General features: G+C 74.0%; 23 protein-coding genes and 1 pseudogene. 13 read left to right on the top strand and 11 right to left on the bottom strand.

Annotated elements, in window-relative coordinates; all coding sequences use genetic code 11:
- From MXD60_RS16815 to MXD60_RS16805, 3 genes and pseudogenes are all read left to right on the top strand, one after another.
- Positions 1 to 247, top strand: a pseudogene (locus MXD60_RS16815) (hypothetical protein); the annotation flags it as partial.
- A 113-nt stretch (positions 248 to 360) separates the two neighbouring features.
- Positions 361 to 612 (top strand): type II toxin-antitoxin system Phd/YefM family antitoxin, encoded by a 252-nt coding sequence (locus MXD60_RS16810; RefSeq protein WP_248820232.1) that lies wholly within the window; start codon positions 361 to 363, stop codon positions 610 to 612.
- Positions 609 to 863, top strand: coding sequence for a Txe/YoeB family addiction module toxin (locus tag MXD60_RS16805; RefSeq protein ID WP_248820225.1), 255 nt, complete (start codon positions 609 to 611; stop codon positions 861 to 863). Before MXD60_RS16810 ends, MXD60_RS16805 begins: the two co-directional genes overlap by 4 nt.
- A 337-nt stretch (positions 864 to 1,200) precedes the next feature.
- Here the strand turns inward: MXD60_RS16805 and MXD60_RS16800 are convergent, their stop codons facing one another.
- Positions 1,201 to 1,377, bottom strand: coding sequence for a hypothetical protein (locus tag MXD60_RS16800; RefSeq protein WP_248820223.1), 177 nt, complete (start codon positions 1,375 to 1,377; stop codon positions 1,201 to 1,203).
- Here MXD60_RS16800 and MXD60_RS16795 point away from each other — a divergent pair.
- The gene (locus MXD60_RS16795; protein ID WP_308222511.1) at positions 1,292 to 2,023 is read left to right on the top strand and encodes a pectate lyase; all 732 of its coding nucleotides are present in this window, start codon (positions 1,292 to 1,294) and stop codon (positions 2,021 to 2,023) included. The genes MXD60_RS16800 and MXD60_RS16795 overlap by 86 nt on opposite strands.
- Positions 2,024 to 2,049: 26 nt before the next feature.
- Here MXD60_RS16795 and MXD60_RS16790 read toward each other — a convergent pair whose 3' ends face one another.
- A complete protein-coding gene (locus tag MXD60_RS16790) occupies positions 2,050 to 2,385 on the bottom strand; it encodes an ArsR/SmtB family transcription factor (RefSeq protein ID WP_248820222.1) in 336 nt (111 codons plus the stop codon).
- A 102-nt stretch (positions 2,386 to 2,487) separates the two neighbouring features.
- On the opposite strand from MXD60_RS16790, the gene MXD60_RS16785 reads away from it, so the two are divergent.
- The gene (locus tag MXD60_RS16785; protein WP_248820220.1) at positions 2,488 to 3,762 is read left to right on the top strand and encodes an MFS transporter; all 1,275 of its coding nucleotides are present in this window, start codon (positions 2,488 to 2,490) and stop codon (positions 3,760 to 3,762) included.
- Between the two features lie 66 nt (positions 3,763 to 3,828).
- Here MXD60_RS16785 and MXD60_RS28865 read toward each other — a convergent pair whose 3' ends face one another.
- Both MXD60_RS28865 and MXD60_RS16775 read right to left on the bottom strand, forming a co-directional pair.
- Entirely contained in the window at positions 3,829 to 5,622 is a 1,794-nt protein-coding gene (locus MXD60_RS28865; protein WP_283098491.1) for an Ig-like domain-containing protein, read from the bottom strand.
- Between the two features lie 93 nt (positions 5,623 to 5,715).
- A complete protein-coding gene (locus tag MXD60_RS16775; protein WP_248820216.1) occupies positions 5,716 to 6,795 on the bottom strand; it encodes a hypothetical protein in 1,080 nt (359 codons plus the stop codon).
- A 1,014-nt stretch (positions 6,796 to 7,809) separates the two neighbouring features.
- Between MXD60_RS16775 and MXD60_RS30365 the strand changes: the two genes are divergently transcribed.
- The 3 genes from MXD60_RS30365 to MXD60_RS16760 are packed head-to-tail and all read left to right on the top strand — an operon-like array spanning position 7,810 to position 11,262.
- On the top strand, positions 7,810 to 9,423 hold the full coding sequence (locus tag MXD60_RS30365) for an efflux ABC transporter ATPase subunit, DrrA-related (RefSeq protein ID WP_248820215.1): 1,614 nt from the start codon (positions 7,810 to 7,812) through the stop codon (positions 9,421 to 9,423).
- 5 nt (positions 9,424 to 9,428) lie between these two features.
- Positions 9,429 to 10,259: an ABC transporter permease gene (locus MXD60_RS16765; RefSeq protein ID WP_248820213.1), complete on the top strand. Its 831-nt coding sequence runs from the start codon at positions 9,429 to 9,431 to the stop codon at positions 10,257 to 10,259.
- Positions 10,260 to 10,263: 4 nt separating this feature from the next.
- Positions 10,264 to 11,262 (top strand): FAD-dependent oxidoreductase, encoded by a 999-nt coding sequence (locus MXD60_RS16760; RefSeq protein ID WP_248820211.1) that lies wholly within the window; start codon positions 10,264 to 10,266, stop codon positions 11,260 to 11,262.
- Positions 11,263 to 11,287: 25 nt separating this feature from the next.
- Here MXD60_RS16760 and MXD60_RS16755 read toward each other — a convergent pair whose 3' ends face one another.
- Positions 11,288 to 14,830, bottom strand: coding sequence for an AfsR/SARP family transcriptional regulator (locus MXD60_RS16755; RefSeq protein WP_248820209.1), 3,543 nt, complete (start codon positions 14,828 to 14,830; stop codon positions 11,288 to 11,290).
- A gap of 139 nt (positions 14,831 to 14,969) precedes the next feature.
- Here MXD60_RS16755 and MXD60_RS16750 point away from each other — a divergent pair, with 139 nt between their 5' ends.
- Both MXD60_RS16750 and MXD60_RS16745 read left to right on the top strand, forming a co-directional pair.
- A complete protein-coding gene (locus MXD60_RS16750; RefSeq protein WP_248820207.1) occupies positions 14,970 to 15,485 on the top strand; it encodes a mycothiol transferase in 516 nt (171 codons plus the stop codon).
- Positions 15,486 to 15,490: 5 nt separating this feature from the next.
- Positions 15,491 to 15,694: a hypothetical protein gene (locus MXD60_RS16745; RefSeq protein WP_248820205.1), complete on the top strand. Its 204-nt coding sequence runs from the start codon at positions 15,491 to 15,493 to the stop codon at positions 15,692 to 15,694.
- 91 nt (positions 15,695 to 15,785) lie between these two features.
- Here MXD60_RS16745 and MXD60_RS16740 read toward each other — a convergent pair whose 3' ends face one another.
- Complete coding sequence (locus MXD60_RS16740) at positions 15,786 to 16,223, bottom strand: SsgA family sporulation/cell division regulator (RefSeq protein ID WP_248820203.1); 438 nt, start codon at positions 16,221 to 16,223, stop codon at positions 15,786 to 15,788.
- Positions 16,224 to 16,413: 190 nt separating this feature from the next.
- Positions 16,414 to 17,376 (bottom strand): DUF3710 domain-containing protein, encoded by a 963-nt coding sequence (locus MXD60_RS16735; RefSeq protein WP_248820196.1) that lies wholly within the window; start codon positions 17,374 to 17,376, stop codon positions 16,414 to 16,416.
- A gap of 226 nt (positions 17,377 to 17,602) precedes the next feature.
- Here MXD60_RS16735 and MXD60_RS16730 point away from each other — a divergent pair, with 226 nt between their 5' ends.
- The 3 genes from MXD60_RS16730 (at position 17,603) to MXD60_RS16720 (ending at position 19,754) form a co-directional block, all read left to right on the top strand.
- Entirely contained in the window at positions 17,603 to 18,508 is a 906-nt protein-coding gene (locus MXD60_RS16730; protein ID WP_248820195.1) for a mechanosensitive ion channel family protein, read from the top strand.
- Positions 18,509 to 18,518: 10 nt separating this feature from the next.
- Positions 18,519 to 18,965, top strand: coding sequence for an Rv3103c transmembrane domain-containing protein (locus MXD60_RS16725; protein ID WP_248820194.1), 447 nt, complete (start codon positions 18,519 to 18,521; stop codon positions 18,963 to 18,965).
- A 189-nt stretch (positions 18,966 to 19,154) separates the two neighbouring features.
- Positions 19,155 to 19,754 carry a lipopolysaccharide assembly protein LapA domain-containing protein gene (locus MXD60_RS16720; RefSeq protein WP_248820193.1) on the top strand — a complete coding sequence of 200 codons (600 nt, stop codon included), beginning with the start codon at positions 19,155 to 19,157 and terminating at the stop codon, positions 19,752 to 19,754.
- Between the two features lie 16 nt (positions 19,755 to 19,770).
- Here MXD60_RS16720 and MXD60_RS16715 read toward each other — a convergent pair whose 3' ends face one another.
- The 4 genes from MXD60_RS16715 to MXD60_RS16700 all read right to left on the bottom strand — a co-directional run bounded on the left by MXD60_RS16715 (position 19,771) and on the right by MXD60_RS16700 (position 25,323).
- Positions 19,771 to 20,277, bottom strand: coding sequence for a universal stress protein (locus tag MXD60_RS16715; protein ID WP_248820192.1), 507 nt, complete (start codon positions 20,275 to 20,277; stop codon positions 19,771 to 19,773).
- Positions 20,278 to 20,334: 57 nt separating this feature from the next.
- On the bottom strand, positions 20,335 to 20,526 hold the full coding sequence (locus MXD60_RS30360; protein WP_248820191.1) for a VOC family protein: 192 nt from the start codon (positions 20,524 to 20,526) through the stop codon (positions 20,335 to 20,337).
- A 161-nt stretch (positions 20,527 to 20,687) separates the two neighbouring features.
- The gene (locus MXD60_RS16705; RefSeq protein WP_248820189.1) at positions 20,688 to 23,603 is read right to left on the bottom strand and encodes a WD40 repeat domain-containing serine/threonine protein kinase; all 2,916 of its coding nucleotides are present in this window, start codon (positions 23,601 to 23,603) and stop codon (positions 20,688 to 20,690) included.
- 58 nt (positions 23,604 to 23,661) lie between these two features.
- A complete protein-coding gene (locus MXD60_RS16700; RefSeq protein ID WP_248820187.1) occupies positions 23,662 to 25,323 on the bottom strand; it encodes a hypothetical protein in 1,662 nt (553 codons plus the stop codon).
- Between the last annotated feature and the right edge of the window lie 76 nt (positions 25,324 to 25,399).

The raw sequence follows: 25,399 nt of genomic DNA, 5'->3' as shown, positions 1-25,399 counted from the left end.
GCCCTCACGCTCAGCCCACTGCTTCAAGTTCACTTACGCATTATATCGCATACTCAAGCTGCGGCAGTTGACAACCCTCACCGGCGACCTGTCCTTCCACGACCGCGCACTGCTCCTGCTCGTCCTCGGCGGGGTGCTGCTCGTCTTCTCGACCGCCATCGTCGCCGGCACCTGGCTCATCGCCGGCCGTTACCACCCGGACCCCGCCGACCGGACATCCGACCCGGACCGCCGCTCCCGCACCTGATCACTCAGTCAGGTCAGTCAGCCCGGGCTGGAGCCGCCGCGCCCGTCCTTGCCGGCCATAGATCCGAGACGTAAGCTGGGTCGACGTACAACTTCCTGTACAAGGGTGGTGCCATGAGGACGATGAGCTACTCCGAGTCGCGGGCGCGGTATGCCGAGGTTCTCTCAGCGGTCGCGGACGACCGGGAGGAGATCGTCATCACCCGGTCCGGCCACGAGCCGGTGGTAATCGTCTCCCTGGACGATTACCAGTCCCTGCAGGAGACGGCGTACCTGTTGCGCAGCCCAGAAAACGCACGACGGCTGGTGACCGCGATCGACCGACTCGAGAACGGCGGCGGCTCCGTCCGGGATCTGGTCGAGTGAAACTCGTCTGGGACGAGAACGCCTGGCAGGACTACCTGTGGTGGCAGACCCAGGATCGCCGGATACTCAGACGGATCAATACCCTCATCGAGGATATCGCTCGTAACGGGAATGATGGTATTGGTAAGCCTGAGCCGCTGAAACACGGCTTCCAGGGCTACTGGTCACGCCGCATCACCGACGAGCACCGGATCGTCTACAAGATCAGCGGCGATGAAATCCGTATCGCCCAGTGCAGGTATCACTACTGACTGGTTCGCAGTTCGGAAGCCAGGAGCCCGTTCGCCCAGAAGTGGTGTTGACGATGAGCTGTTCGCCGGGCCGCACGCGCCCCACCAGCGCGGATAGTCCGCATACGGAGAGGCCTGCGGGAACAGTGATCCGCTGCCGTAAGGAGAGCGATATGGAAGTCGAGCGGCCGGGCCGAGGAACGTAACGGCGGAGGGGTAGGCGTGGCCGCGACCGAGCTGGGAGCAGGTCCGCCATGGGTAGTCATCGCAGGTTCCGCTCGTTGTCGCTGTGGGTCCGGCTGCCGGTCGTCGCGGCCCCGCCGCCCCCCCACCGGGTGACCGCGCGGGGCGTCACCCGTTAGTCGGCCACGGCGGCCCCCCCCGGGGCCCGCCGGTGGGCGGGGGGGGGCGGCGGGCGGGCCGCCGGGCCCCCCCCCACCGCCCTCGGGCTGACGGCGCTGGCCGTCACCAGTTCGTCGGCCTCGGCGGCGCCGTCGTGGCCGAGTGCCACCGGCACGACGAGTCTCACCGCCACGAAGGCGGTCTCCGGCACCTTCGACGGCGCCCTGAAACGCTACGTGGGCAGCGGCGATCTCGGTACGGACGGCCAGTCCGAGTCGCAGGATCCGCTGTTCGAGCTGGCGCCGGGCGCCGTACTGAAGAACGTCATCCTCGGCAGCCCGGCCGCCGACGGCGTGCACTGCCTGGGCAGCTGCACGCTGCAGAACGTCTGGTGGGAGGACGTCGGCGAGGACGCCGCCACCTTCCTCGGCACCTCGTCCTCGACGACCGTCCTGGTCGACGGCGGCGGCGCGCAGAAGGCGTCCGACAAGGTGTTCCAGCACAACGGGGCCGGCACGGTCACCATCCGGAACTTCCAGGTGAACGACTTCGGCAAGCTCTACCGGTCGTGCGGCAACTGCACGAAGCAGTACCAGCGGAATGTCGTGCTCGACGGCATCACCGTCACGTCGCCGGGGAAGACCATCGTCGGTGTGAACACGAACTACGGCGACACCGCCCGCTTCTCGAAGATAACGATCGTGAACGACAGTTCCAAGAATATTAAGATCTGCGATCGTTACACCGGGAACTCCACCGGCGCGGAACCGACGAAGACCGGCACCGGCGCAGACGGGAAGTACTGCGTCTACTCGACGTCGGATCTCACCTACAAGTAGAGCGGCCGCGGCCGGGCAGGCGACTTTCAGCCCGACGGGGCAGGTTCGACGAGGCTCGGGGTGAGGATGGCGGCGAGAAGGCCGGGAAACCTCGCCTCGAGATCGTCATGACGGATGGTGACGACCCGGCGGCGGCCTTCGACGGTGGTCGTGGTCAGGCCGGCCTCGCGCAGGACGCGGTAGTGGTGGGAGACCGTCGGCGGGCTGACCTCGACGCCGCCGGCGACCTCGGCGCAGTCGGCCGGGCCGCCGCGGGCGTACATCGCCCGCATCAGGGTGAGGCGGACGGGGTCGGCCAGGGCGCCGAGGAGCGTGACCAGGTTGATCGAGTCACGACTCGGCTGAGGGAGCTGGCGGGTCATGGTGGGTCGCCCGGCTCAGTGGCCCAGCCGGCAGCTCCGCTGGCCGGTTCGCGCGTCGAAACACTTTGACATCCATCGAACCTACCCCCTAGCCTCGCCACTGTGACGCTTCGACAAGCATCGAATGATGCGGAACAGGCGAACGGACTGCGCGGCTGGCAGCTCGGGGTGTTGGCGGCCGGCACGTTCACCCTCGGTGTCGACGGCTTCGTGCTCAGCGGTCTGCTCCCCGCCATCTCCCACGACCTGTCCGTGAGCATGTCCACCGCGGGTCAGCTCACCACGATCTTCGCCGTCACCTACGCGGTCGGGTCACCGATCATCGCGACCATCACCGGCCACTGGGACCGGCGCGTCCTGCTCGGCGGGGGCTTCGCCCTGTTCCTGCTCGGGATGGCCGCGCAGGCGCTCGCCCCGTCCTACGCCGTGATGGCCGCTGGCCGGACCGGTGCCGCCCTCGGCGCCGCGGCGTTCCAGTCCAACGCCTATGTCATGGCCGGGATGCTCGCCAGCCCCGCGCGCCGCGGCCGGGCGCTCGCCGCCGTCACGGCCGGAACGTCGCTGTCCACGGTGCTCGGAGTGCCCTTCGGCGTCCTGCTCGGGCAGTGGGTCGGCTGGCGGTCGGTGCTGTGGATCATCGCCGGGTTGGCGGCGATCACCGCGGCCTGCGTGCCGACGCTGCCGCGAGCATTCGTGCCGCCGACACGCATGCGCACCCGCCTCGGGGTGCTGACCCGACCCTCGGTGCTGATGGTGCTGCTCGCGACGGTCGTCATCGTGGCGCCACCGATCCTGCTGATCTCCTACCTGCCGGCCGTCCTCGGCATGGCCCGGGCGGACGGTACGAACGCCCACCTGGTGATCATCCTGCTCGCGTTCGGAGTGGGCAGCCTGATCGGTAACCGCCTGGTCGGACGGCTGGTCGACAGCCGTGGCGCGGTGCCGGTGCTGACCGTCGGCGTGGCCGGGCTCGCCGGGCTGTTCGCCGTGCTGGTGGCCGCACGGGAGTGGTACGGCGCGGCACTGGCCGTACTGCTGGCGATCGGGATGTTCCAGGGCCTCTCGATCACGCCACAACAACACCGCCTGTTCATCGTCGCCCCGGACGTCGCCACCGTCGCGCTCGGGCTCAACGGCTCCGCGATCTACCTCGGCGCCGCCCTCGGGGCCGCGTTCGGCGGTGTCGCCCTGGACGTCGGCGGGGCGGGCGCGGTCCCGGCCACGGCTGCCGTCCTGGCCGCGGCCGGACTGGCACTGATCGTCACCACCGCCCCGGAACGCCGCCTCCGAGCCGCCGCAGCGCCGGTGGCACCGGTGGCACCGGTGGCACCGGTGGAAGGCGCGACACCGACGGCGGCCGGTGCGGCGTCCCCGTAGGAGGCGGGACGCCGCAGGCGCGTGCCGAACGCGGTGGTCAGGCGGGCCGAGCGGACTGCTGAGCGCTCAGGCGCACTGCCCGGAGCGGGGGCCGGTCACGGTGTTACCCGTCTGCTGCAGGGTCGGCTGGTTTCCGGAGCAGCTCAGCGGGCCGGTGATGCGGTTGCCCGTGAAGGCGGGCGGGGCGGAGGCGGGGGGCGGGCCGCTACCACTGTTGTCGGTGATCCGCCCCGGTCCGGTCACCGTGTTGCCGCCGGCGGTGAGGCCGCCGGTGTTCGCGGCGACCGTGAGCGGGCCGGTGACGGTGTTACCGGCGCAGGCCGACGTGCCCCCGAGCAGGACGTAGCCGCTGGTGCCGTTGATCGACACCGGTCCGGCGAAGGTCGACTGGCAGGCTGTGACGGCCAGCGCGTCGTTGGCGGTCAGCGGGCCGGAGACGGTGGCGCCCGTGACGGCGAGGGCTCCCCCGGCCTGCACGGTGACCGGTCCGCTCTGCCGGCCGCCGGGACCGAAGCACAGCGACTGACCAGCGCCGACCGTCAGCGGGCCGCTACGACTGGTGGTGACGCAGGGCTGGCTGAAGGTGACCGTCACGGTGACGGCCGTCGCGCTCTGGCTCGGCGCGTGCGCCGCGTCCCCGCTGTAACTGGCGGTGATCGTATGCGGTCCGGGCTGCAGGCCGGTGACGCCGAGGCCGGCCTGGCCGCCGTCCAGCGTCGCGCTGCCGAGGGGTGTGGCGCCGTCGAGGAACGTGACCGTGCCGGTCGGGGTGCCCCCGGCCGGGTTCGTGGCCGCGACGGCCGCGGTCAGCGTGACGGCGTGCCCGAACAGCGGGCTGGTGGTGCTGGCTGTCAGGGCAACCGTGCTCGCCCAGCGGAAGGACACCGTGGCGTGCCCGTTGCCGTGGTTGACCCCGGCGGTGAGCGCGACGTCGGTCAGCGACGAGGCGGCGAAGCCGCTGCCGCCACCGCCGCCGGCACCGTAGTAGTCGCCCGGGTTGCCGCCGCCCGAGCCGCCGCCACCGCCGTAGTAGCCGCCGCCACCGCCGCCGCCACCGTTGCCGCCACCGCCACCGTTGCCGCCGGGGCCGCCGCTGCCCGGGTTGGGCTGGCCGTTGTTCGGGTCGATGTCGCCGCCGGGAATGCCGGGGCCGCCGATGGCGGAGTTCGGGCTGCCGGTTCCGTGCGCGGTCTGGGTGGCGCCGCCGCCCGCCACGCCGGAGCCCACCGGTCCGCCGCCCTGGCCGCCGGCCTCCCCGACGAGGCCGCCGCCGTCGCCGCCGTGCAGCAACGGGCCGCCGTTGCCGGCCCCGCCGCCGCCACCGGCGACGAGGATCCGGTCCGCCGCGCCGAAGGCGCCGACGCGCACGTCGGAACCACCGCCGCCGGCCCCGCCGCCACCGTGCGCACCACCACCGCCGGCGCCGTGGCCGGTGCCGCCCAGCCGGGCGAACTCGCCGTGCCGGGAGGTCCCCGGCACGCCGGCGGCGCCGGTCGTGACCTGCAGGACCTGCCCGGGCTCGACGGCCACCGTCGCGTGGCTCTGCCCACCGAGCCCGCCGGCCGCGCCGCTGTTCACCGGATTCGGAGCGACGAATCCGGCCGCACTGCCGCCCTCCCCGCCGAACAGGTCGATGCTGACGCTGGTCACTCCGTCGGGAACGGTGAAGGCGTCCGTACCCGGCTGGCTGTACACGCAGGCGGGAAGGGCGCCGGCCGCGGTGGTGAGTGAGCCGGTCGCCCCGCACGGGGACGATCCGCCGACCGGATCGGCGGCGACGGCCGCCATCGGCGTGCCCGCCACCGCGGTGAGCAGCCCGGCCGCCGCGCCGAGCACGACCATCCGGGGACTGAGCAGCATGGATCTGCGCACCGCGGTTCGGCGCAGGGGGGAACGGTGGTTCACGTGGGGCTACCGTTTCTCTTGAGCTTGATCAGACGTGATCAGGTGTGATCAGACGCCGTCGTCGGCGCACAGCGCCCAGGCGTCGGTGTAGGTGTTCGGCGAGCTCGCGCCGCCGGAGTGGCTGTAGGCCGTCCAGTACGCGGCGGTGGTGGTGCCGTCGCTGACCGGGGTGCCGGTGGAGCCGCTGGGGAAGCTGCCGTTGAGGTGGGTGCCGCCGGAGCCGGGGCCGGTGAAGTCGGTGGTCGTCACGCTGCCACCGCTGACGGCGGCGCCGCCGCTGATCAGCTTGCCGTCCGAGCCGCCGCAGCCGACGGTGGCGGTCTGGCCGGTGGTGGCCGACGTCGGGCCGGCGACCTCGGTGTACCGGACCTTCACCGTGACACCGCTGACGTTGATGCCGCTTCCGCTGCAGATCGCGTAGGCGTAGGTGTTGTTACCGGTGCCACCGCCGCCGCCGTTCCAGCCGACGGCGCTCCACGCGTTGGGGTTGGTCTCCCCGTCGGCCGCGGCCTTCAGGCCGAAGTCGTGGGCGGAGTTGTTGAAGGTGGGGAAGCTCGCGATCGGCTTGAGGCTGCCGATGCTCGCCGGGGTGCTGCGCGCGCCGCCGCCGAGCAGCACCGTGTTCGCCGGGCAGACCGCCGTGACCAGGCCGACGGTCGAGGCCGAGGTCGGGCCGGCGATCTTGTTCATGACGACCTGCGTGTGGTTGATCAGGGTGCTGGTCAGGCAGGTCGCGTACGGGGTGGTGGAGAAGGACGCGTCGGTCGCCCCGCCGGTGCCGCCGATGCCGAGCCAGTGGGTGACGTCGGTGTCGACGACGCCGGCGGTGCCGGTGTACTCGGAACTGCCGTTCGAGCTCGGCGCGGTGCCCATCACGTGGTTGCCGTTCGAGTTCATCCCGGTGCCGATCGCCTGGTCGATGCCGCCCCCGGCGACGAGGCCGCTGGCGCAGTCGGCGTGGGTGGAGATCTCGGCGAAGGTCGCCGAGGGCCCGCTGGTGGCCCCCGGCGTCTTCACCGTGAGCGCCACCGAGTTGGCCTGGGCGATGCCCGGGGCCGCCACGGCCAACGCAGTTCCCAGGACCAGTGCCGTCCCAGCCCTGCGGGCGGGGAGGGTCAGTCGCGCCATGTCGCTACTCCTTCGATTTCGACCGGTGGAGCGTCCACAGGTCGATGCGGTGCGGTGGATCCCCAGGGAGGGGGCTTGGGGCACACGCGGATGGAGGAGATCCGCGTTGCTCAGTCGTCGCCGATGTTCTTGTCAGCGCAGATCGCGAAGGCGTGGGCCGCGGTGGTGCCGGGCGGGCTGCCCCCGGCCGCGACGATCCCGCTCCAGGTCGAGGGGTTCACCGTCTGGCCGGTGGCGGGGGCTCCGCCCGCGTCCCGGCGACCCGCCGCCGCCCGTGCCGTTACCGATCATGCGAGCATCCCCTGGCTACGAAACTCTGGATACGGAGAGTCCTGAGACTGATGGCGGCGACGCTGCGGCACATCATCAATACGAAACGCAGTCCGGGCTCTGGGAGCCCGCGCGGGCAGGCTCCGCACTCGGAGCTTCCTCCGACCGCAAAGCTGCGGGAAAAGCTGTACCTAGCTGCGCAGATGCGGACTCTAGCAGCGTGGACCGCCGCATCTGCCCAATTCGCCACGTCTGCGGATCGCCGCCTGCGAACAAGATCCGGCCCCGGCGGCACCGACCGGGTCCGGACGCCCATCGACGAACTCGCCGCAGAGCCGCGCGCCAGCGTGACGGCGGTGACGGCGGTGACGGCAGGGGCGATCGCATACCTCGGATGCCGCCTCGCCAGATACGGCCAGCCAGCGTGGGTTATCGCCAGAACCTGTCAGTCCCGGCTGACTGACCGCGCCGCCCGGCCACCGGACACGAATCGCGCGAACAATGCCGGCCGACCCTTCCCGAGCCCGGCGACAGCCGGTCAGCCGACCGGTAGTGGCGGAACGAGGACCGCGGATCGTAACGCCATATGAGCCGAATCACATGCGACCCGCGTTCGCGACGTGCGGTTCACCGGCCGGCCGCGGCGGGTTCTCCGGGCGACGGGTCCTGTGATGCGCTGGTCACGGACCCCGCCAGGCGGGACGCGACCGCCCGGTACCCGCCACCAGCACAGGAGGATCACCGATGCGGTATCGCAGGCTTGGCCGGACCGGCGTCGAGGTCAGCACGCAGTGCCTGGGCGCGATGATGTTCGGGGGTTTCGGCAACACCGACCACGACGAGTGCGCCCGCATCATCAACCGGGCACTGGACGGCGGGATCAACTTCATCGACACCGCCGACGTCTACTCCCAGGGCGAGAGCGAGCTGATCGTCGGAAAGGCGATCAAGGACCGGCGGGACGACGTCGTGCTGGCCACGAAGTGCTTCAACGCGATGAGCGACGAGCGCAACCACCGTGGCGGTTCCCGGCGTTGGATCATCCGGGCCGTCGAGGACAGCCTGCGCCGCCTCGGCGCGCTGACCGATCTGGTCCGCCAGGACAAGGTCGTCCCGCCGGGCACCGACGTCGCCGGGGTCGACCACTACGAGGGCAACCCGTCGCTGCTGCCCGAGCACCGCCGCCGCGTGACCGTCCAACGGCGAGGCCAGCCGGCCGGCGCCGTGTCAGCGGCCTGTCAGCGCCGGGACGGCCCTGACCGCCGGCCCGGGCCGCGTCTCCCTGTTTTGTCAGTGGTACCCGGCATGCTGTGCGCCATGACGGCCACAGACGAACACGCATCCTCCGCGATCGTCGCCGAGGGCCTCGTGAAGAGATTCGGCGACACGACCGCGATGGCGGGCGTCGACCTGGAGGTGCCCGCCGGCACGGTCTTCGGCCTGCTCGGGCCGAACGGCGCCGGCAAGACCACCACGGTGCGCGTCCTCGCGACACTGGTCACCGCCGACGCGGGCACTGCCCTCGTCGGCGGCTACGACATCCGGCGCGATGCCCACCGGGTCCGTCGCCTCATCGGCCTCACCGGCCAGTACGCCTCCGTCGACGAGATGCTCACCGGCACCGAGAACCTGGTCATGATCGGCCGGCTGCTCGGGCTGTCCCGCGCGGACGCGAAGTCCCGGGCCCGGGAGCTGCTCGCCGAGTTCGACCTGACGGACGCGGGGGGCCGGCCGGCGAAGACGTTCTCCGGCGGCATGCGCCGGCGTCTCGACCTGGCCGCGAGCCTCGTCGGCCGGCCCCGCCTGCTCTTCCTCGACGAGCCGACGACGGGCCTGGACCCACGCAGCCGAAACGGCATGTGGGACGTCGTGCGCAACCTGGTCAGCCAGCACGGCGTCACCGTGCTGCTCACCACCCAGTACCTGGAAGAGGCCGACGTGCTCGCCGACGACATCGCCGTCGTCGACCACGGCCGGATCATCGCCCACGGCTCGCCCGAGGCGCTGAAGAAGCAGACCGGCGCGCAGACACTGGCGGTGCGCCCGGCGAACGCCGAGGACACCCCGCTGGTCGTCGCGACGGTCGCGGACATCCTGGGCGCCAGCCCGGACGTGGCGGGCAACCTGATCAGCGCCCGGGTCACCGACCCGGCGGTGCTGCCCGCGGTCGTCCGCCGCCTCGACGACGCCGGCGTGACCGTCGGTGAGATCACCCTGCGCAGCTCCAGCCTGGACGAGGTCTTCCTCGCCCTGACCGGCCGCCCGGCCACCGACGAGACCGCCTCCACCCCCGACGCCGACGGCGACCCCGCCGCCGCCGAGCCGGCCGCGCGGATCCCCGCGGCGACAAGGAGCTGACCCCCATGACGACGCTGACGACCGCCCTGCCCGGCCAGGCCGGCGCGCTCGATCCGGCCGGTCCCCCGCGGGTCAGCCCGCTGGACACGCTGCGCCACGTCCGTACGCTGGCCTGGCGCAGCCTGGTGCAGATCAAGCACAACCCGATGGAGCTGCTCGACTTCAGCGTCCAACCGCTGATGTTCCTGCTGCTGTTCACCTACGTCTTCGGCGGGGCGATCGCCGGGTCCACCGATGCCTACCTGACGTTCGCGCTGCCCGGGATCATCGTCCAGAACACCTTGTTCACCACGCTGAACACCGGCACCGGGCTGAACACCGACCTCACCAAGGGCGTGTTCGACCGGCTGCGGTCGCTGCCGATCGCCCGCTCGGCGCCGCTGGCCGGGCGCATCGTCGCCGACCTCGCCAAGCAGACCTGGGCGATCGCGATGATGCTCGGCCTCGGCTACATCCTCGGCTTCCGGGTCGAGACGGGGCCGCTGGACGCGCTGGCCGCCCTCGGGCTGGTGCTCCTGTTCGCGCTGAGCGTCTCGTGGATCGCCGTCCTGGTCGGCATGCTGGTGTCCGAGCCGGAAAAGGTGATGATCTTCGGGTTCACCCTGATCTTCCCGCTCACGTTCGTCAGCAACGCGTTCGCGCAGACCTCGACGATGCCCGGCTGGCTACAGGCGTTCGTCAAGGTCAACCCGGTGACCGCGCTCGCCGACGCGACCCGCGGACTGCTGGTCTCCGGCCCGGTCGCGACGCCGGTGTGGCACTCGCTGCTGTGGGCGGCCGGCATCGCCGCGGTGTTCGCGCCGCTGGCGGTGAACGCCTTCAAACGGAAGGTCTGACCGGATGATCACCCTCACGCACGGCGCCGGTCACGCCCCGGCGCCACGCATCGTGATCGTCGGCGGTGGCCTCGGCGGGCTGACCCTGGCCCGGGCCCTGCACGTGCGCGGCCTCGCCGCCGCCGTCTACGAGCTGGACGCCCCACCGGCCGACGCCGGCGGCGCCCCTGGCCACCCGCTGGACCTGCGGGCGCAGGTCGGGCTGCGCGCCCTGGAGATCGCCGGGGTGCCGGAACCAGGCCCCGGGGTCAGCCGCGCCGAACTGCGCCGCATGCTGCTCGCCGGGCTGCCCGCCGACCGGGTGGTCTGGGACGCGCCGGTGACCGCGGTGCGCCCCGCCCCCGGTGGCGGGCACCTGGTGGAGCTGGCCGACGGCCGCGCTGTGCCGGCCGACCTGGTCGTCGGCGCGGACGGCACCTGGTCGCGGGTGCGTCGCGCCCTGGTCGACGTCGAGCCCGACTACACCGGCATGTTCGTGTTCGCCACCCACCTGTCCGACGTCGATCGCCGCTGCCCGGCGCTCGCCGCGTTCGTCGGCGGCGGCGTCAGCGCGTTCGCCGAGGACCGGGGGCTGGTCGCCCGCCGCGTCGGTGCGGGCGTCGCGGTCGAGGTCGCGCTGCGCGTCCCCGCCGGGTGGACCGAGCTCGTCCCGGTTCAGCGGCGCACCGCGCCAGCGCTGCGCGACCGCCTCGCCCGGCACTTCACCGGCTGGGACTACCGCCTGTCCGCGCTCATCCGGGAAAGCGACGCGCTGCCGTTGGCGCGGGCGGTCTACCGGCTGCCCGCCAACCTCCACTGGCCGCGGCGGCCCGGCGTCACGCTGCTCGGCGACGCGGCCCATCCCGGTGCGCCCTTCGCCGACGCCGGCGCGAACGCGGGGATGCTCGACGCCGCCGAGTTGGCCGTGGCGCTGGCCGACCGGCCCGGTGACGTCGAGGCCGCGCTGCGGGTCTACGAGTCGGCGCTGTTCGCCCGGATCGGCGCCGTTCCCGCCGTCAGGTAGTCAGCCCGTGATCGACGGTGCGTCCTCATCCGACGGGGGCGGGCAGCGGCGGGGGCCAGGCGACCGGCGGCAGCCGGGCCAGGTCCAGCGCCGCACTCAGCGGCACCGACCGGCCGCGGGCGAGCGCCTCGGCGTAACGGCGCTCCCCCAGTGCCTCCCGCACGGCGAGGTCGACCGCCGCCAGGTCGTGGTCGCCGGTGAGGCGGATGAGGTCGCAGGCCCCCACCACCTCGGCCGCGTGCTCGGCGTCGCCGTCCGAGAGGCACAGCCGCGCGACCCCGACGAGCACCCGGGCGGTCGCCGGCGCGTCGGTCGCGCGGACCGCCTCCGCGAGCGCGGCGGCCAGGATCGGACGGGCCGTGTCGACCCGGCCGTAGGACAGCTCGACGAGCGCCACGCTGGTCCCCATCGCCGCTCTGAACTGGGGCGCCCCGTGGCGATGCCAGACACTCGCCGCCGCCGGCAGGATCAGCTCCCGGGCCCGCTCGACCTCACCGAGATACCTGGCCAGCGCACTCTCCGCGATGGCGACGCCCGCGAGCAGCTCGGGGGTGCCGGACCGCCGCGCGATGCGGCGCGCATCGTCCAGGGCCGCCCGGGCCTGCGGCACGTCACCGAGCGCCAGCGCCGCCGCGACCAGGTTCATCTGGAACTGGCCGGCCTCGTCGGCGGAGTCGAGCTCGGCGGTGAGCGCGCAGCCCCGGCGGAACGACGCGACCGCCAGCGCGTGCTCGCCCCGCAGGTTCCCGAGTTCCCCCACCGCGCCGTGGGCGAACGCGGTGCCCCACCGTTCACCGATCGACTCGAACAGGTCGACCGCTTCCGCGGCCCGCACCTCCGCCTCCTCGAGGAACGTCGCGTCGCCCCGGTTGGCGCTGATGTAGGCGAACAGGACCCTGGCCAATGCCCTGGTCCAGGTATCGGGCAGGTCGAAGCAGGCACGGAACGCGTTGAGCGGCTCGTCGGCGACGAGGCCGAGCTCCAGCATCAGCCGGAAACCACCCAGCAGCGGCACGATCGGATGGTGACCGAGCAGGGCACCCTCGTTGGACTCCCGCACCCGCACCGACAGCCGCAGCAGGCGCAGCGCCGTGACCTCGTCCTGGAAGCCGTCGAAGGCGTTGAGGGCAGCCAGCGCCCCGGCCGCCGCCCGGGCCAGCGGTGGCGCCTCGCCCGGCAGGCTCAGCGCGGCATCGGCGAGCTGGGCGCCTTCCTGTCGCTGCCCGCGCAACCACCAGTACCAGCCCAGTGCCGAGGACATCCGCACCGCCGTGGCCGCGTCGCCGGCGGCCGTCGCCCCGCGCAGCGCGGCATGCAGGTTGTCCTGCTCGACGCCCAGCAGCCGCAGCCAGACGAGCTGGTCACGGGTGCGCAGCACGGGCTCGGCGCGCTCGGCGAGCCGCAGGAAGTGCTCGGCGTGGGCGGCCCGCAGCCACTCCCGTTCGCCGGCCTCGTCCAGGCGTTGCAGGCCGTACTCGCGGATCGTCTCCAGCTGGCGGTACCGCGGGGTGGCCGCGCCGTCCGCGCTGTCGCAGATCAGCAGGGACTTCTCGACGAGGGCCGTCAACAGGTCGGGCACGTCGTCGTGCGCGATCCGACCGGCCCCGGGCCCGGGGCGGTCGGCGGGTGGGTCCACGCAGATCGCCCGGGCGCTGGCTGCGGTCACCCCGCCGGGGAAGATCGCCAACCGGCGCCAGAGCACGCGTTCGGGCTCGTCCAGCAGGTCCCAGCTCCAGGACACCACGGCGGCGAGGGTCCGGTGCCGAGGCAGGGCCGTCCGGCTGCCGGAACTCAGCAGGCGGAAACGGTCGTCCAGGCGGGCGGCGACCTGCTCGGGAGTCATGGCCCGCAGCCGCGCCGCGGCCAGCTCGATCGCCAACGGCATCCCGTCGAGTGCCCGGCAGATCCGCACGACCGCCGCGATCTGGGCGCCCCCCGCCTCGTCCGCGGCGCCGGCCCGCGTCCCATCGTCGCCGGCCCGCGTCCCATCGTCACCGGCCCGCGTCCCATCGTCGCCGGCGCCGGCGGGCGACCGGCCGCCGGCGAGGCGGAAACCGGGACGGACGGCGGCGGCCCGGTCGAGGAACAGCCGGACAGCCGGATAGCGGGCCACCGCCGCGTGGTCGACCAGGTGCGCGGGCTCCGCCGGGGGCAGCGCGAGCGGCTCCACCGGCCACAGCGTCTCGCCGGTGATCGCCAGCGGCTCCCGACTGGTCGCGAGGATCCGCACCTGCGGGCAGGCGCCGAGCACCTCCTCGGCGAGGGCCGCCACCGGGTCGAGCAGATGTTCGCAGTTGTCCAGCACAAGCAGCATCCGCCGCCCGGCGAGGGTGGCGGCGAGGCGCTCCAACGGATCGCTGTCGACCATCCCGCGTAGCCGCAGCGCGCCCAGGATGACCTGTTCGCGCAGGCCGAGCGCGGTGAACACGGCCTGCGGCAGGTCTGGGGCGGCCGTGATCGGCGCCAGCTCGACCAGCCAGGCGCCGTCCGGCAGGGACAGCGGCTGGTCCGCACCGCCGTCGAGCAGCCGCCGCGCCGTCTCGACCGCGAGCCGGGTCTTGCCAGCGCCGCCCGGCCCGACCAGGGTGACCAGCCGGGAACCGTCGACGAGGCGCCGGACCTGCTCGGCGTCGCGGCTGCGGCCGACGAAGCTGCTCAGGGGGGCGCGGAGATTGGTACGCGGCTCCCCGTCGGCCCGATCCGCGATCCGGGCCTCGGCTTCGCCACCAGCCGGCCGACCGGCCGCCCGCCCCCCCCCCCCCCCCCCCCGGCCCCCCCCGGGGGGGGGGGGGGGGGGGGGGGGGGCCGGCGGCGCCGCCCAGGGCGGCCCGGCGCCGCCCAGGGCGGTGGCATGCAGGTCGCGCAGCTCGCCCGAGGGGTCGGCGCCGAGTTCGTCGGCGAGCTGGCGCCGCAGCCGTTCGTAGGCGTCGAGAGCTGCCCCCGGCCGGCCGGCGGCACACAGCGCCCGCATCAGGCTGGCCGTGACCGATTCGCGCAGCGGGTGGGCGGCGGCCAGTTCGGCGAGCTCCGGCACCAGCTCGGCGCCGCCGCCGAGGCGCAGGTCGGCCTCGATGCGGCCCTCGAGGGCGGCGAGGCGGCGTTCCTCCAGGCGCGCGATGACCGCCCGGGCGAACGGGGCGTGCGCGACATCGGCCAGCGGCGGCCCGCGCCACAGCTCGATCGCGGCGCGCAGGATCTTGGCGGCCTGCGGGTCGTCGCCGCGGCGCAGCGCCTCCCGGCCGTCGGCGACGAGGCGTTCGAAGCGCACCGCGTCGACGGCCTCGGCGGGCAGGGCCAGCCGGTAGCCGGCGGCCTGGAACTCCACCGGCAGCCCGGGCACCGTCCGGCGCAGCCTCGAGACGAGCGCCTGCAGCGCGCCCGTCGCCGCGGTCGGCGGATCAGCGGCCCACAGCCCGGAGATGAGCCGCTGCGCCGGCACCAGCCGGCCGGGTTCGAGCGCCAGCAGAATGAGCAGGGTGCGCAGCCGGGAGCCACCGACATCAACCGTCGCCACGGAGACCCCGGATCCGGTCTGGACCGCCAGCGGGCCCAGCACGCAGATCTGCACGACCCGATTCTGCCCGCCCGCGAACCCTGAGGTCGATGCGTTTGTCCGGCGCCGCGGCGCGGCGGCCCGGTCCGCGGCCGCCTATGATCGGCTTCTGCTCCGCCGGGAGCAGCGCGATCACGGCAGGGGAGGCCGCGCGTTGAACGGTTCCGATCTTCTTGCCGATGCCTTCGGACGCATCCGGGACGAGGTGCGTGACGCCGTCACCGGGCTGCGCGCCGACCAGCTCGCGGAGCGGATCGACGGGTCGGCCAACTCGATCGCCTGGCTGGTCTGGCACCTGACCCGGGTCCAGGACGACCATGTCGCCGAGGTCGCCGGTGTTGAGCAGGTCTGGACCGCGGCGGGCTTCGCGACGCGGTTCGCGCTGACACTGCCCACCGCGTCCATCGGCTACGGCCACACCTCGGCCGACGTGGACGCGGTGCGTGTCACCGATCCCGACCTGCTCGTCGGATATCACGAGGCGGTCCACGACCAGACGGTGCGCTACCTGTCGACACTCGCCGACGGCGACTTCGACCGCGTCGTCGACGAGCGCTGGGAACCGCCCGTCACCCTCGGCGTCCGGCTGGTCAGCGTCATCTCGGACGATCTCCAGCATGTCGGCCAGGCCACGCTGGTCCGCGGGATCCTCGAACGACGGGCGGGCTAGCCGCCATGCCCGGCCGCTACGTCACACGCGACGGCCGACGCGTCGATCTCAACCTCTGGCGTCCGGGCGACGACCTGCACGAGTTCTTCGTCAGCGCCGGATCGATAGAGCTGATCATGCGCGACGCCGGGGTCACGAAACCGCCCGAGATCCCCGGCTGGCCGCCAGCCGACGCCGCGCCGGACACCGCGCCCGACGACGCCTGCTGACCGGGTGCACCGCCATCGCCGTGACCGGCGGCGGTGGCGCACCCGGCGGGCGTCAGTACCGTAGGGATCAGTGCCTCAGGGATCAGGCGCCTCAGGGATTACGGGTGCGCAGCAGCGTGCGCAGCTCCGCCTCCCAGTTCACCCCTTCGCCCTCGCGGCCGGTCGGCACCTGCGCCTCGATCTCGGCGAGGAAACGGGTGACGACCGAACGGCACAGCTCCAGGTCCGCTCGCCCCGACGGACTGGACAGGGAGACGGTGACGACCGCCCGTCCCCGCGTCCGCGTCGGGCGGATCCGGACGTCGCCCGTGCCCGCGCGGGTCTGCGTGCCCTCGGCGAGCAGCGAGCGGGCGAAGATCCAGGTTATAGACTCCCGGCCAGGACGAAGGATGAGCTCCACCGCGAACGGGTCCGCCGGGTCGTAACGCAGCGTGCCCGCAACGGCGGTGCGTACCCCGTCGTCCGTGACGAAGTCGGCGGAGAGGTCGCGCACCACGACATGCGCGGGCGTCGAGCTGTGACGGAGCATTCGCTGCCTCCCAACACGGTCGGAACCGACCCTGTCAGCATCGCTTCCGTCACCTGCTCCCGGCGCCACCCGAGGGGCCCCCGTACATAGGCGGAACAACCCTCGGACCATGGGCCGGTCGGCCGGACCGGCGCCGGGCCAGCCCGGATCCGCCGCGCCCGGACCGGGCTCCGCGTGGTCGACGCCGGTGCTAGCCCCAGGTGGACAGGTTCTGGCTCATGCCGGCGACGTACACGGTGTTCACCCCGGGATTGGCGCCTCGGGTGTCGAGAACGATCGTGCCGTTCGGCCGGACCCGGCCGATCTGATCGTCGACCTCGTCGTGCAGCCCTGGCGGTTCGTCGTCGTGCGCGGCGCGGCGCGCCCCCCCCACGCCGGGAAGCAGGGCGGCCAGCGGATTTCCGCCGAGCAGCTCGGCGGCCCGACCGTCGTCGGCGTCTCCCGGCGGGCGCAGCGGCAGAGGCGCGCCACTCGGCGCCGCCCGGGTGCCGCGCAGCACGACCGTCTCGCCGGCCACGGTCGCCAGCAGGCGGTCGACCTCGGCCACCGACGCGACGGGCGCCGTGACCGCCGCCCGCAGCATCCAGCGGGTCCCGTCGAAGCCGACGACCCGCACCGCCGTCGGTGCGCCACCGTCCCCGTCCGCGGACGGGCCGAGGATGAGCCGCACCTCGCAGCCGAAGTCTCCCGTCCGCGTCTCGACCGCTCCCGAAGCCGGCATGCACGCCGGCGGCAGGCCCGCGGCGGCGAGGACGGCGGCCGGGGAGGCGGCCAGCCTCGCGCGGGTCTCGTCCCACAGGCCGCGGCTCTTCGGCGCGGCGAACACCGCGAGCGTCAGCGTCACCTGGCCGGCCCGCACGACGGCCACCGGCCCGGGTCCCCCGCCCGCGGCGGCGGGCACCTCGACCGTCGCGCCGGCGGGCACCGGGACGACGAGCGAGCCGAGATCGACGCGGCGGCGCCCGTCGCCGGGCATGTCGACAAGGTCGTACGGACCGCGGCCCGCGCCGGGCACCGAGGCCGTGTCACGAACCGAGGCCGTGTCACGAACCGAGGCCGTGTCGGGCACCGGCGCGGCGGCGGGTGCGCCCTCGGCCCTGCCCGGACCGCCCCGGCCGCGCCCCGATCCGAACCAGCGTCCGCCGAACCCCATGGCGATCTCCGTCTCTTCGCGCGGCCTCGCTGTCAGGATCCCCGCCGGGGGTGGTGCTGTCGACACCTGCGTATCCGGCCGGTCACCTGCGGGAAGCCGAGAGGAGCCACCGGCGGGTACCCGTCCTGCCGGAAGCGGGTAGGTTCGGGCCGGTGAGCGGAGTTCGACGCACCTTGCCGGCGCCCCCGGCAGCGACCTGTCCGCCCGCCGCGCGGTCGCCCATCTCATGATCGGCCAGTCTCTGGTCGCCGCGGCGGACACGGTCACCGCGACCGCGCCGCTGAGCGACATCGGCCAGTGGGCCCGCAGCAGCGGCCTCGAGGTCGTGATGCTGGTGACCGGCGCGCTGCTGCTGACCCGGTTCGCGACCTGGCTCGGCGACCGGGTGACCACCCGCATCGACGTCCAGTCCGGGGTGGTCCGCACCGAGTCCGCCAAGCACCGGCACGCCGTCGCGCAGGTCATCACCTGGACGTCGCTGGTCATCGTCTACTGCCTGACGGCGGTGCTGGTCCTGCAACGTTTCGGCGTGCCGGTGACCGGGTTCGTCGCGCCGGCGACGATCGTCGGAGTGGCGCTCGGCTTCGGCGCCCAGAAGATTGTGCAGGACATACTGGCCGGGTTCTTCATCATCGCCGAGCGCCAGTACGGCTTCGGGGATCTCGTCCGGCTGATGGTCTCCGGCGGTCCGGCCGCCGGGTCGACGGGCACCGTCGAGGAGGTCACCCTGCGGATCACCCGGCTGCGGACGTCCAGCGGCGAGGTCGTCACGACGTCGAACAGCCAGATCGTGCAGGTGGTCAACCTCTCCCGGGACTGGGCCCGGGCCATCATCGACGTGCCGATCCCGGCGGCCGCCGACCTCGCCACCGTCAGTGACCTGCTCACCCGGGTCGGCGCCGAGGCCTACGCCGACGACGCCCTGCACGACCAGCTCCTCGACGCGCCCGCGGTGATGGGCGTCGAGAGCCTGGATCTCGACGAGTACCGGATCCGCGTGGTGGCCCGCACCCAGCCGGGTCGGCAGTTCGAGGTCGGCCGCGCCCTGCGCGCCCGGATCGCGACCACACTGCTGCGCGAGGGCATCACCGTGCCCGCCGATCTGGACACCGCCGCCCCCACCGCATCCTGAGGTCAGGCCCGTGACGTCATTCGACCCCCAGCGCGTAGTCCAGTTCGCCCGGTCGATCCACATGCGCCGTTCGACCGCCGGCCTGGTCGTCTTCTTCCTGGTCACGGTGGCGGCCTATCTGCTGGTCCGACCGGATCCGGCGCACGTCGCGCAGGCCCGCCGGGTCGCCCAGGCCGTCGCCGAGCGCCAGGCCGCGGAACAGGTCGCCGCGTCACCGACCTCGCGGCACGCGACCTACGCGCCGGCCCCCACCGCCACCCCGACGCCGACCGTGACCGCCACCGCGGATCCGTCGGCCACGGCGACGCCCACCGCAGCGCCGACGGCGTCGGTCACGCCCTCCCCCACCGCCGACACCGGCCTGCTCGGCACCGGCGGCACCAGCCAGTCCGCGGTGGCGACCGCCCCCGCGCCGACGTCCGGCGTCGGCATCTCGGCCGTCCCCACCCAACCGTGATCACGACCTTCCGTCGCGTCAGCACACAGCCGGGCCCGCGGCTTCGCCGTGGTCTTTCGGTGGGCGCGTGCGGTAGAGGTGTGATAATGCAACGGGGGCGGGTACGGACCGACCATGACCCTGCCGCGCAGCCCCGTGCCACCCATGGATGGCGCCCAGCAATCTGATGTCGGTCCGCCAGGTCGGACCGTGCCCACGACCGGCCCCGGTGCCGCCGGGCGGGCGCCCACCGGAGCGCCGCCGCCGGCGACGGCGTTCCCGGACCCACAGCAGCCCTCCCGGCCGCAGGCCCCGCCCGCTGGCGGGCCAGCCGTGGCCGGTCCGGCGGCGGCACCGGCCGGGCGCCGACACGGATTCGGGCACGGCGGCAAGCCGCCGATTCCGACGACGCGCACCAGTCGGGTGTGGACCTCGCTCGTCCTGTCCGCGGTCGTGCTGATCCTGCTGCTGGTGTTCATCCTGCAGAACCAGGATCACGTCAGGATCTCGTTCTTCGCGGCGCACGGTTCGATGCCGGTCGCGGTCGCGATGCTGTTCGCCGCCGTCGCGGGGGCGCTGCTGGTCGCGATCCCGGGGATCGGCCGGATGATCCAGCTTCGGAAGGTGGCCCGGCGCGGCACGGCCGTGCGGCCCGGCGCGGGCGGCCCGGTCGCTGGCGGCCCGGTCGCTGGCGGCCCGGTCGCTGGCGGCCCGGTCGCTGGCGGGCCGGTCGCTGGCGGGCCGGTCACGACAGAGCCGCCGGCTGGCCGGCCGGTCGGGACGTCGGGGCGGCCGACGCGGACGCGCTGAGCGCGGCCACGCGCGGCTAGGGGACGACGATCACCGGCCACTGGCCGGCGCGCACGAGGCGGCTGGCCAGCGAGCCGACGAGACGGTGGCCGGCGCTCTCCGACGCGCCGACGGCCACCAGATCAGCCCGCACCTCGGCGGCGGTGCGCCTGATCCCGTCGAACGGTTCACCGGCGCGGACCAGCAGGCGGACCGGCACGCCGAGTTCGGCGTGCCGGTCCCGGATGAGACCCCGCACGTCCTCGACGACCCCGTCGATGATCTGCTGCGCGGCGTTGCCGGCCGGCGCGGGGGACATCGCCACCCACACCGGCATCGCCGCGACGTACACGAAAACGAGCCACGACGACTGCCGCCGGGCCAGACCCGCGGCGAACGCACCGGCTCGCAGCGACGTTCGCGAGCCGTCGACCCCCGCCAGGATCGTTCGGGAACCGTCCGTGCCGAGCTCGAACGGACCCGGCGCCCACGCGGGGCCATAGTCCTCGACCAGCATGATCGACTGGTCCGCGTCATCACCCACGCCCCGAGTGTGTCGCACCTCGCGACCTTGAACTTCGCCGGGCTGCCCGGCGGACGGTCAGTACATCATCCGATGGTCGACATAGTGCTTGAACTCCAGCAGGTTGTCCGACGGGTCGCGCAGGACGACCGTCGCGTGCTCCTCGACGAGCCCCCCGAACCGGCGGGCCCCCGGGCGGAACACCGCGATCTTGCGGATCTCCACGAGCCGGAGCAGGGCGCCGAGCGCGCGGGCGATGCGGTGCGCCACCGACCTGTCGTTCGGGGTGTACCTGGTCCATCCGCTCGTCCTCGACCTCGTGCCGGAGGCGGTCGACCCGCTGCCGGCGCCGGTCTCGACGGTGATCGGCCGCCCGCAACGGCGGCGGGGCCTGACGCCAGGTGCTACGGCTGCTACGGCTGCTACGGCTGCTACGGGCAGGGAGCGTGATACGCCATCGAGCCGAAGGTGCTCGCCCATTCGCCGGTGGTGATGTGGTTCGCCGGGTCGGTGCACGCCGCCGTCGCGAGCCGGCCCGGGTCGGCGTCCCACAGCCGCACGGTGCCGTCGTTCCCGGCGGACAGGACGACGCCGGTGTGCGGGATGACGGCGACCGCGCTGATCGGCTGGGTGTGCCCGGGCCACGTGACGAGGGGCTCCGGCTGGGCCGGGTTGCTGACCGCGGACAGGCGCACGGTCTCGTCGTCACCGCCGGACGCAACGATGCCGCCGTCCCCACCGGCGACGCTGGCGACGCCGCCGAACTGGCCGGGAATGGTCCCCTGCGGCGTCGGATGGGCCGGGTCGGTCACGTCCCACAGCCGCACGGTGGCGTCGATCCCGCCGGAGACCAGCGACGCGCCGTCCGTGGTGAAGGTGACGGCGCGTACCGCGCGGGTGTGGTCGCGCAGCACCTGACCGCGCGTCGGGTGGGCCTGGTCGCGGATGTCCCACAACCCGACCGAGCCGTCCTCGCCGGCGACCGCCAGCGTCTGCCCGCCCTTGGCGAACGCGACCTCGTACACGCCGCCGGTGGCGGTGTCGACGTGGGAACGCGTCGTCGGACGGGCGGGATCGGTGACGTCCCACAGCGCGAGGACGCCGTCGGCGCCGCTGGAGGCGAGGGTGTTGCCGTCGGGACTGAAGGCGACGGTGCGCACCGCGTCGGTGTGCACGCGTCCGATGGACCAGCGGTGGATGTTCCTGGGGTCGGCGAGGTTCCACAACCGGACCGTGCCGTCGGTGCTGCCGGAGACGAGCAGGTCACCGCCCGCGTTGAAGGCCAGCGCGTCGATCCAGCCGACGCTGGGGACCGAGTCGAGGCGGGTCAGGGTGGTGCGGTCGGTGACCTGCCAGAGCGTGATGACACCGTCACGATCGCCGGTGGCGATCCGCTGGCCGTCCCGGCTGACCGCCGCGGAGAGCACTCCGGCGGAGCCGACCTCGGTGGTCACGGGAGTCACGTGGCCGCCGAAGAGGCCGATCATCGCGGCCCTGGTCTCGGCCAGGGTCGGCGCCACCTGGTAGGCCGCCAGCGCGAGGCGACGGGCGAGCGCCGGATCACTGTCCTGCAGCCCGATCGCCCGCCCGGCGACCGAGGCCGGCACGCTGGTCGTGCTTCCCTTCCCACCGTTCCTGCTGGCCAGCACCGCGACGACCCCGACGAGGACGGCGACCACGGTGACGACCGCGGCGATCAGCTGGATCCGGGCGTGCCGGACCTGACTGGCCGTCCGTGGCGGTCGGCCCGCGCCGGCGGTCGGCCCCGGGCCGCGGCCGGCGGCCGCCCGTCCGCCGTCGGGTCGCGTCGGCACCCTGGCGGCGGGCACCAGCCCGGTCAGCTCGTCGGCGGGGTCCATGGCCGGACGCCGACGCCCGTCGCCGCGGCCGGCGGTGTCCCGGTCGTTCCAGACCGTGATCAGCCCGTCATCGACCCGGGGGTGAACCTCCCACTGGTCCGCGGGGTGCCAGACCGGGAACTCGCCGGACGGGGCGGCCTCGCCCGACCCGGTGGAGCCGCCGGACGTCCGCGCCGATCCGCTCGGCTGACCCGGTCCCGCGCCGGTCGGCGTACGTGACGATCCCGGGGCGTCGGCGTCGGCGTCGGCGTCGGCGCGGTCGGACCGGCCCGGGTGGACAGCCGCACCCATCGATCCGCCCGTTGCCACCGCCGGCGGCGGGCCGCTCGGTCGCCGACCGGTGACCGGGGTGATCGGTCCGGCGACGTCGCCCTCGACGGCGGCGCCACCGGTGCGCGGCGGCAGCGTGTTCAACGGCCGGATGAGGGCTGTGACCTCGGCCAGCGCCCGGGGCTTGACGGGAACGTCGACGCGCAGGTCGAGCAGGCGCGCGTACAGCTGCTCGGCGCCGGGTCGGTACGCCGCGGTCTTGCGCATGGCGTCCTCGACGAGCGGGCGGAGGCTGCCGTCGAGGCCGTCGAGGTTCGGCGGGTCGTTCACCGTCCGGTACAGCAGGCCCGGCGCGTCGCCGCTACCGAACGGGAAACGGCCCGTCCCGGCGTAGATGAGCACCCCGCCCCAGGCGAAGACGTCCGCCGCCGAGGTGATCTGCTCGCCGCGGGCCTGCTCCGGCGCCATGAACGCCGGCGTGCCGAGATGACGGTCCGCGCCCGAGTCGGGACCGATCCTGGTCGCGGTGTCCAGCGCCCGGGCGATCCCGAAGTCGATGACTTTCGGGCCGAGCCGGGACAGCAGGATGTTCGAGGGCTTCAGGTCGCGGTGCACGATGCCGGCCCGGTGGATCGCCATCAGCGCCGTGGTGATGCTGACGGCGAGCTGGTGCAGCTCCGCGGGGGTCAGCGGGCCGCGCCGGGCCACGGCCTCGGCGAGGGTCGGGCCGTCGACGTACTCGGTGACGAGGTACGGCTGCTCGCCGGTGATGTCGACGTCGAGGACCGCGGCGGTGCAGAACCGGGCGACCCGGCGGGCGTTGTCCGCCTCCTGCTTGAGCCGGACGCGGAACTCCGCGAGGCGTGCCAGGTCCGGCCGGATCAGCTTGACGGCCACCTGTCCGCCGGCGGCGTTCTCCCCCAGGTAGACAGTGCCCATCCCGCCGGCGCCCAGCCGTCGCAACAGCCGGTAGGGGCCGACCTCGGCCGGCTCGACGGGCTGGGCCGGCCCGCCCCTGCCGCCGGCCGAGCCGGTGCCGCCAGCGGACCCGCCCGATCCGCCCGTGGCGGCGGACCCGTGGGTGTCGATCGGCCCGGAGGCCGCGGCTGGCTCGTTCGGCGTGGCCGGTTCCCTCGGGTCCGCGGCCGCCTCGCCGCGACGGGGCGCGTTCGCGCCGTCCTTCTTCTCGGCGGCGCCGGGCGCGGACGGGTGGGCCATCGGTACCTCACTTCCCACCCTGATGGTCGACAGAAGGCGACGACGAGCCGCCCGGCGGCTAGCGGCGCAGTGCCCGGCTGCGGCGTCGCCGACGCGCCGCCATCTGGTAGTGCACCGCGAGGAACGACAGGGCCAGGAACAGGGGCAGCAGTACCGACGAGGTCGAGGCGCTGGTGTCGGCGGAGACCAGCACCATGTCGATGCCGGCGGTCAACTCCTCGCCGCAGCGCACCTCGACCGGACGGTACCCCGGCCGGAAACTGGCGAACTGTACGACTGTCTCAAACGTGCCGGCCTGGTCGGCAACGGCCTGTCCGACCAGCTCGCCGCTGGCCGTCAGGGTCACCTGCGCGCCGGGGCGGCAGCCCGCTCCACGGGCGAACAGGGTGTCGCCGGCGGTGACGACGGTCCGGTCGAACAACAGCTCTCCCGGCCTGGCCTCCCGGGCGACCGGCTGCCCGACGGGCGGCGCCGGGTCGCCCGGGCGCTGCGCCGGGGTGCACACCCCGAGCACCCGCACCTTCCCCTTGACGCAGCGCGGCGGCGCCGACACCGGGCACTGCTGGTCGAGCTCCACCGAGGCGCCACCCGGGCACATCAGCCTGCCGGCCGGGCAGTCCGCCGTGGCGGCGTGCTGCGAGCCGTCCCAGCAGATGACGGGCACCGGCGGCTCCGGCCGGGGCGGCGGCGGGCAGGCCTGCCCCACGGGCACGCTGACCGGCGAGCCGGCGCAGTACCGCTGGGGCGGCAGGCACTGGTCGACGCTGCTGCGCACCGACCCGTCCGGACAGGTGACCGTCTGCTCACGTGGCGTGCCCTGGTTCGTTCCCGGCTCCGTCGCGGTGGGGCTGACCGTGCAGGGCGACGCCGACTCCGGGAAGTAGGGCCAGGCGGGCGTCGCGCTCGGGCAGGTCGGCGAGCCACAGTCCGATCCCGCGGCGGCCGCGGTGCAGGTCGGCCTGCACTCGGAGCCCGTCCGGGCGGACGACCCCGCCGTGAGCGTCGGGCAGGGCGTGGGGCAGTCGGTGGCGCGCACGGCGACGGCGACGCCGTGACCGGCGGGCATCGTACTCGGGCAGGTCGGCGACGGCGCGCACTGGTTGCCCGTGGTGGTCCCCGGCGCGGGCGTGGCGGCCGGGCAGGCCGTCGGGCCTGGCGAGCAGATCCCGTCGGAGCCGGCCGACCGGCCGGTCGGGCAGGGCGCCGGATCGGACGGGCAGGTGCCGCTCGCGCCGTCCGCGGCCGGGGCCGAGCACGCCGGGGTGGGTGTCACGGTCGGCGTGGTGGTGTCGGTCGGGGTGGGCGCGGGGTCGGCGTGCGGCGGCGTCGGCGTGATGCTGGTGGGCGGCGTCGTCGGGCCGCCGGTGTCCGTCGACGGCCCGGCGCTCGTGGTGCCACCGCCGGTGGCGGGCCCGGCAGGCGTACCGCTGCCTCCGCCGCCGGTAGGCGAGCCAGCGCCCGGCGGGGTACCGCCGCCGGAACCCGCGGACCCGGCCGGTGACGAGGTGTCGCCCGCCGAGGTCGTCCCGCTGTCAGCGGGGGGTTGCGTGGCGACGGCGGCCGAGGTGGACGTCGAGGTGTCGGCCCCCGGGACCGCCGCGCCGTCGGTGGACGCGGCCGGAACGACCTGGTCCGCGCCGCGGCCGGAGTCGGCGGTGGCCGCGGTTGCCGGCCCGCCGAGGCCGGCGGCGGTGCCCACACCGACGCAGAGAAGCAGCACGCCGAAAAAGACCGCTGGCAGTGCCGTTCGCCGTGGCCATGACCTGACGCGGCCAGCCGCTCGATGGCCAGTCATC

It is taken from the genome of Frankia sp. AgB32 (assembly GCF_023243045.1).
Classification (GTDB): domain Bacteria; phylum Actinomycetota; class Actinomycetes; order Frankiales; family Frankiaceae; genus Frankia.
Note: the sequence above shows the minus strand (reverse complement) of the source record. Positions and strands in the feature narration are given on the sequence as shown.

Bases quoted from the DNA above. Each gene is read 5' to 3' on its own strand.
- MXD60_RS28865 (WP_283098491.1), bottom strand. From the start codon at position 5,622: ATGCTGCTCAGTCCCCGGATGGTCGTGCTCGGCGCGGCGGCCGGGCTG.
- MXD60_RS16810 (WP_248820232.1), top strand. From the start codon at position 361: ATGAGGACGATGAGCTACTCCGAGTCGCGGGCGCGGTATGCCGAGGTT.
- MXD60_RS16740 (WP_248820203.1), bottom strand. From the start codon at position 16,223: ATGCTCCGTCACAGCTCGACGCCCGCGCATGTCGTGGTGCGCGACCTC.
- MXD60_RS16790 (WP_248820222.1), bottom strand. From the start codon at position 2,385: ATGACCCGCCAGCTCCCTCAGCCGAGTCGTGACTCGATCAACCTGGTC.
- MXD60_RS16745 (WP_248820205.1), top strand. From the start codon at position 15,491: ATGCCCGGCCGCTACGTCACACGCGACGGCCGACGCGTCGATCTCAAC.
- MXD60_RS16735 (WP_248820196.1), bottom strand. From the start codon at position 17,376: ATGGGGTTCGGCGGACGCTGGTTCGGATCGGGGCGCGGCCGGGGCGGT.
- MXD60_RS30365 (WP_248820215.1), top strand. From the start codon at position 7,810: ATGCGGTATCGCAGGCTTGGCCGGACCGGCGTCGAGGTCAGCACGCAG.
- MXD60_RS16760 (WP_248820211.1), top strand. From the start codon at position 10,264: ATGATCACCCTCACGCACGGCGCCGGTCACGCCCCGGCGCCACGCATC.
- MXD60_RS16730 (WP_248820195.1), top strand. From the start codon at position 17,603: ATGATCGGCCAGTCTCTGGTCGCCGCGGCGGACACGGTCACCGCGACC.
- MXD60_RS16705 (WP_248820189.1), bottom strand. From the start codon at position 23,603: ATGGCCCACCCGTCCGCGCCCGGCGCCGCCGAGAAGAAGGACGGCGCG.
- MXD60_RS16765 (WP_248820213.1), top strand. From the start codon at position 9,429: ATGACGACGCTGACGACCGCCCTGCCCGGCCAGGCCGGCGCGCTCGAT.
- MXD60_RS16775 (WP_248820216.1), bottom strand. From the start codon at position 6,795: ATGGCGCGACTGACCCTCCCCGCCCGCAGGGCTGGGACGGCACTGGTC.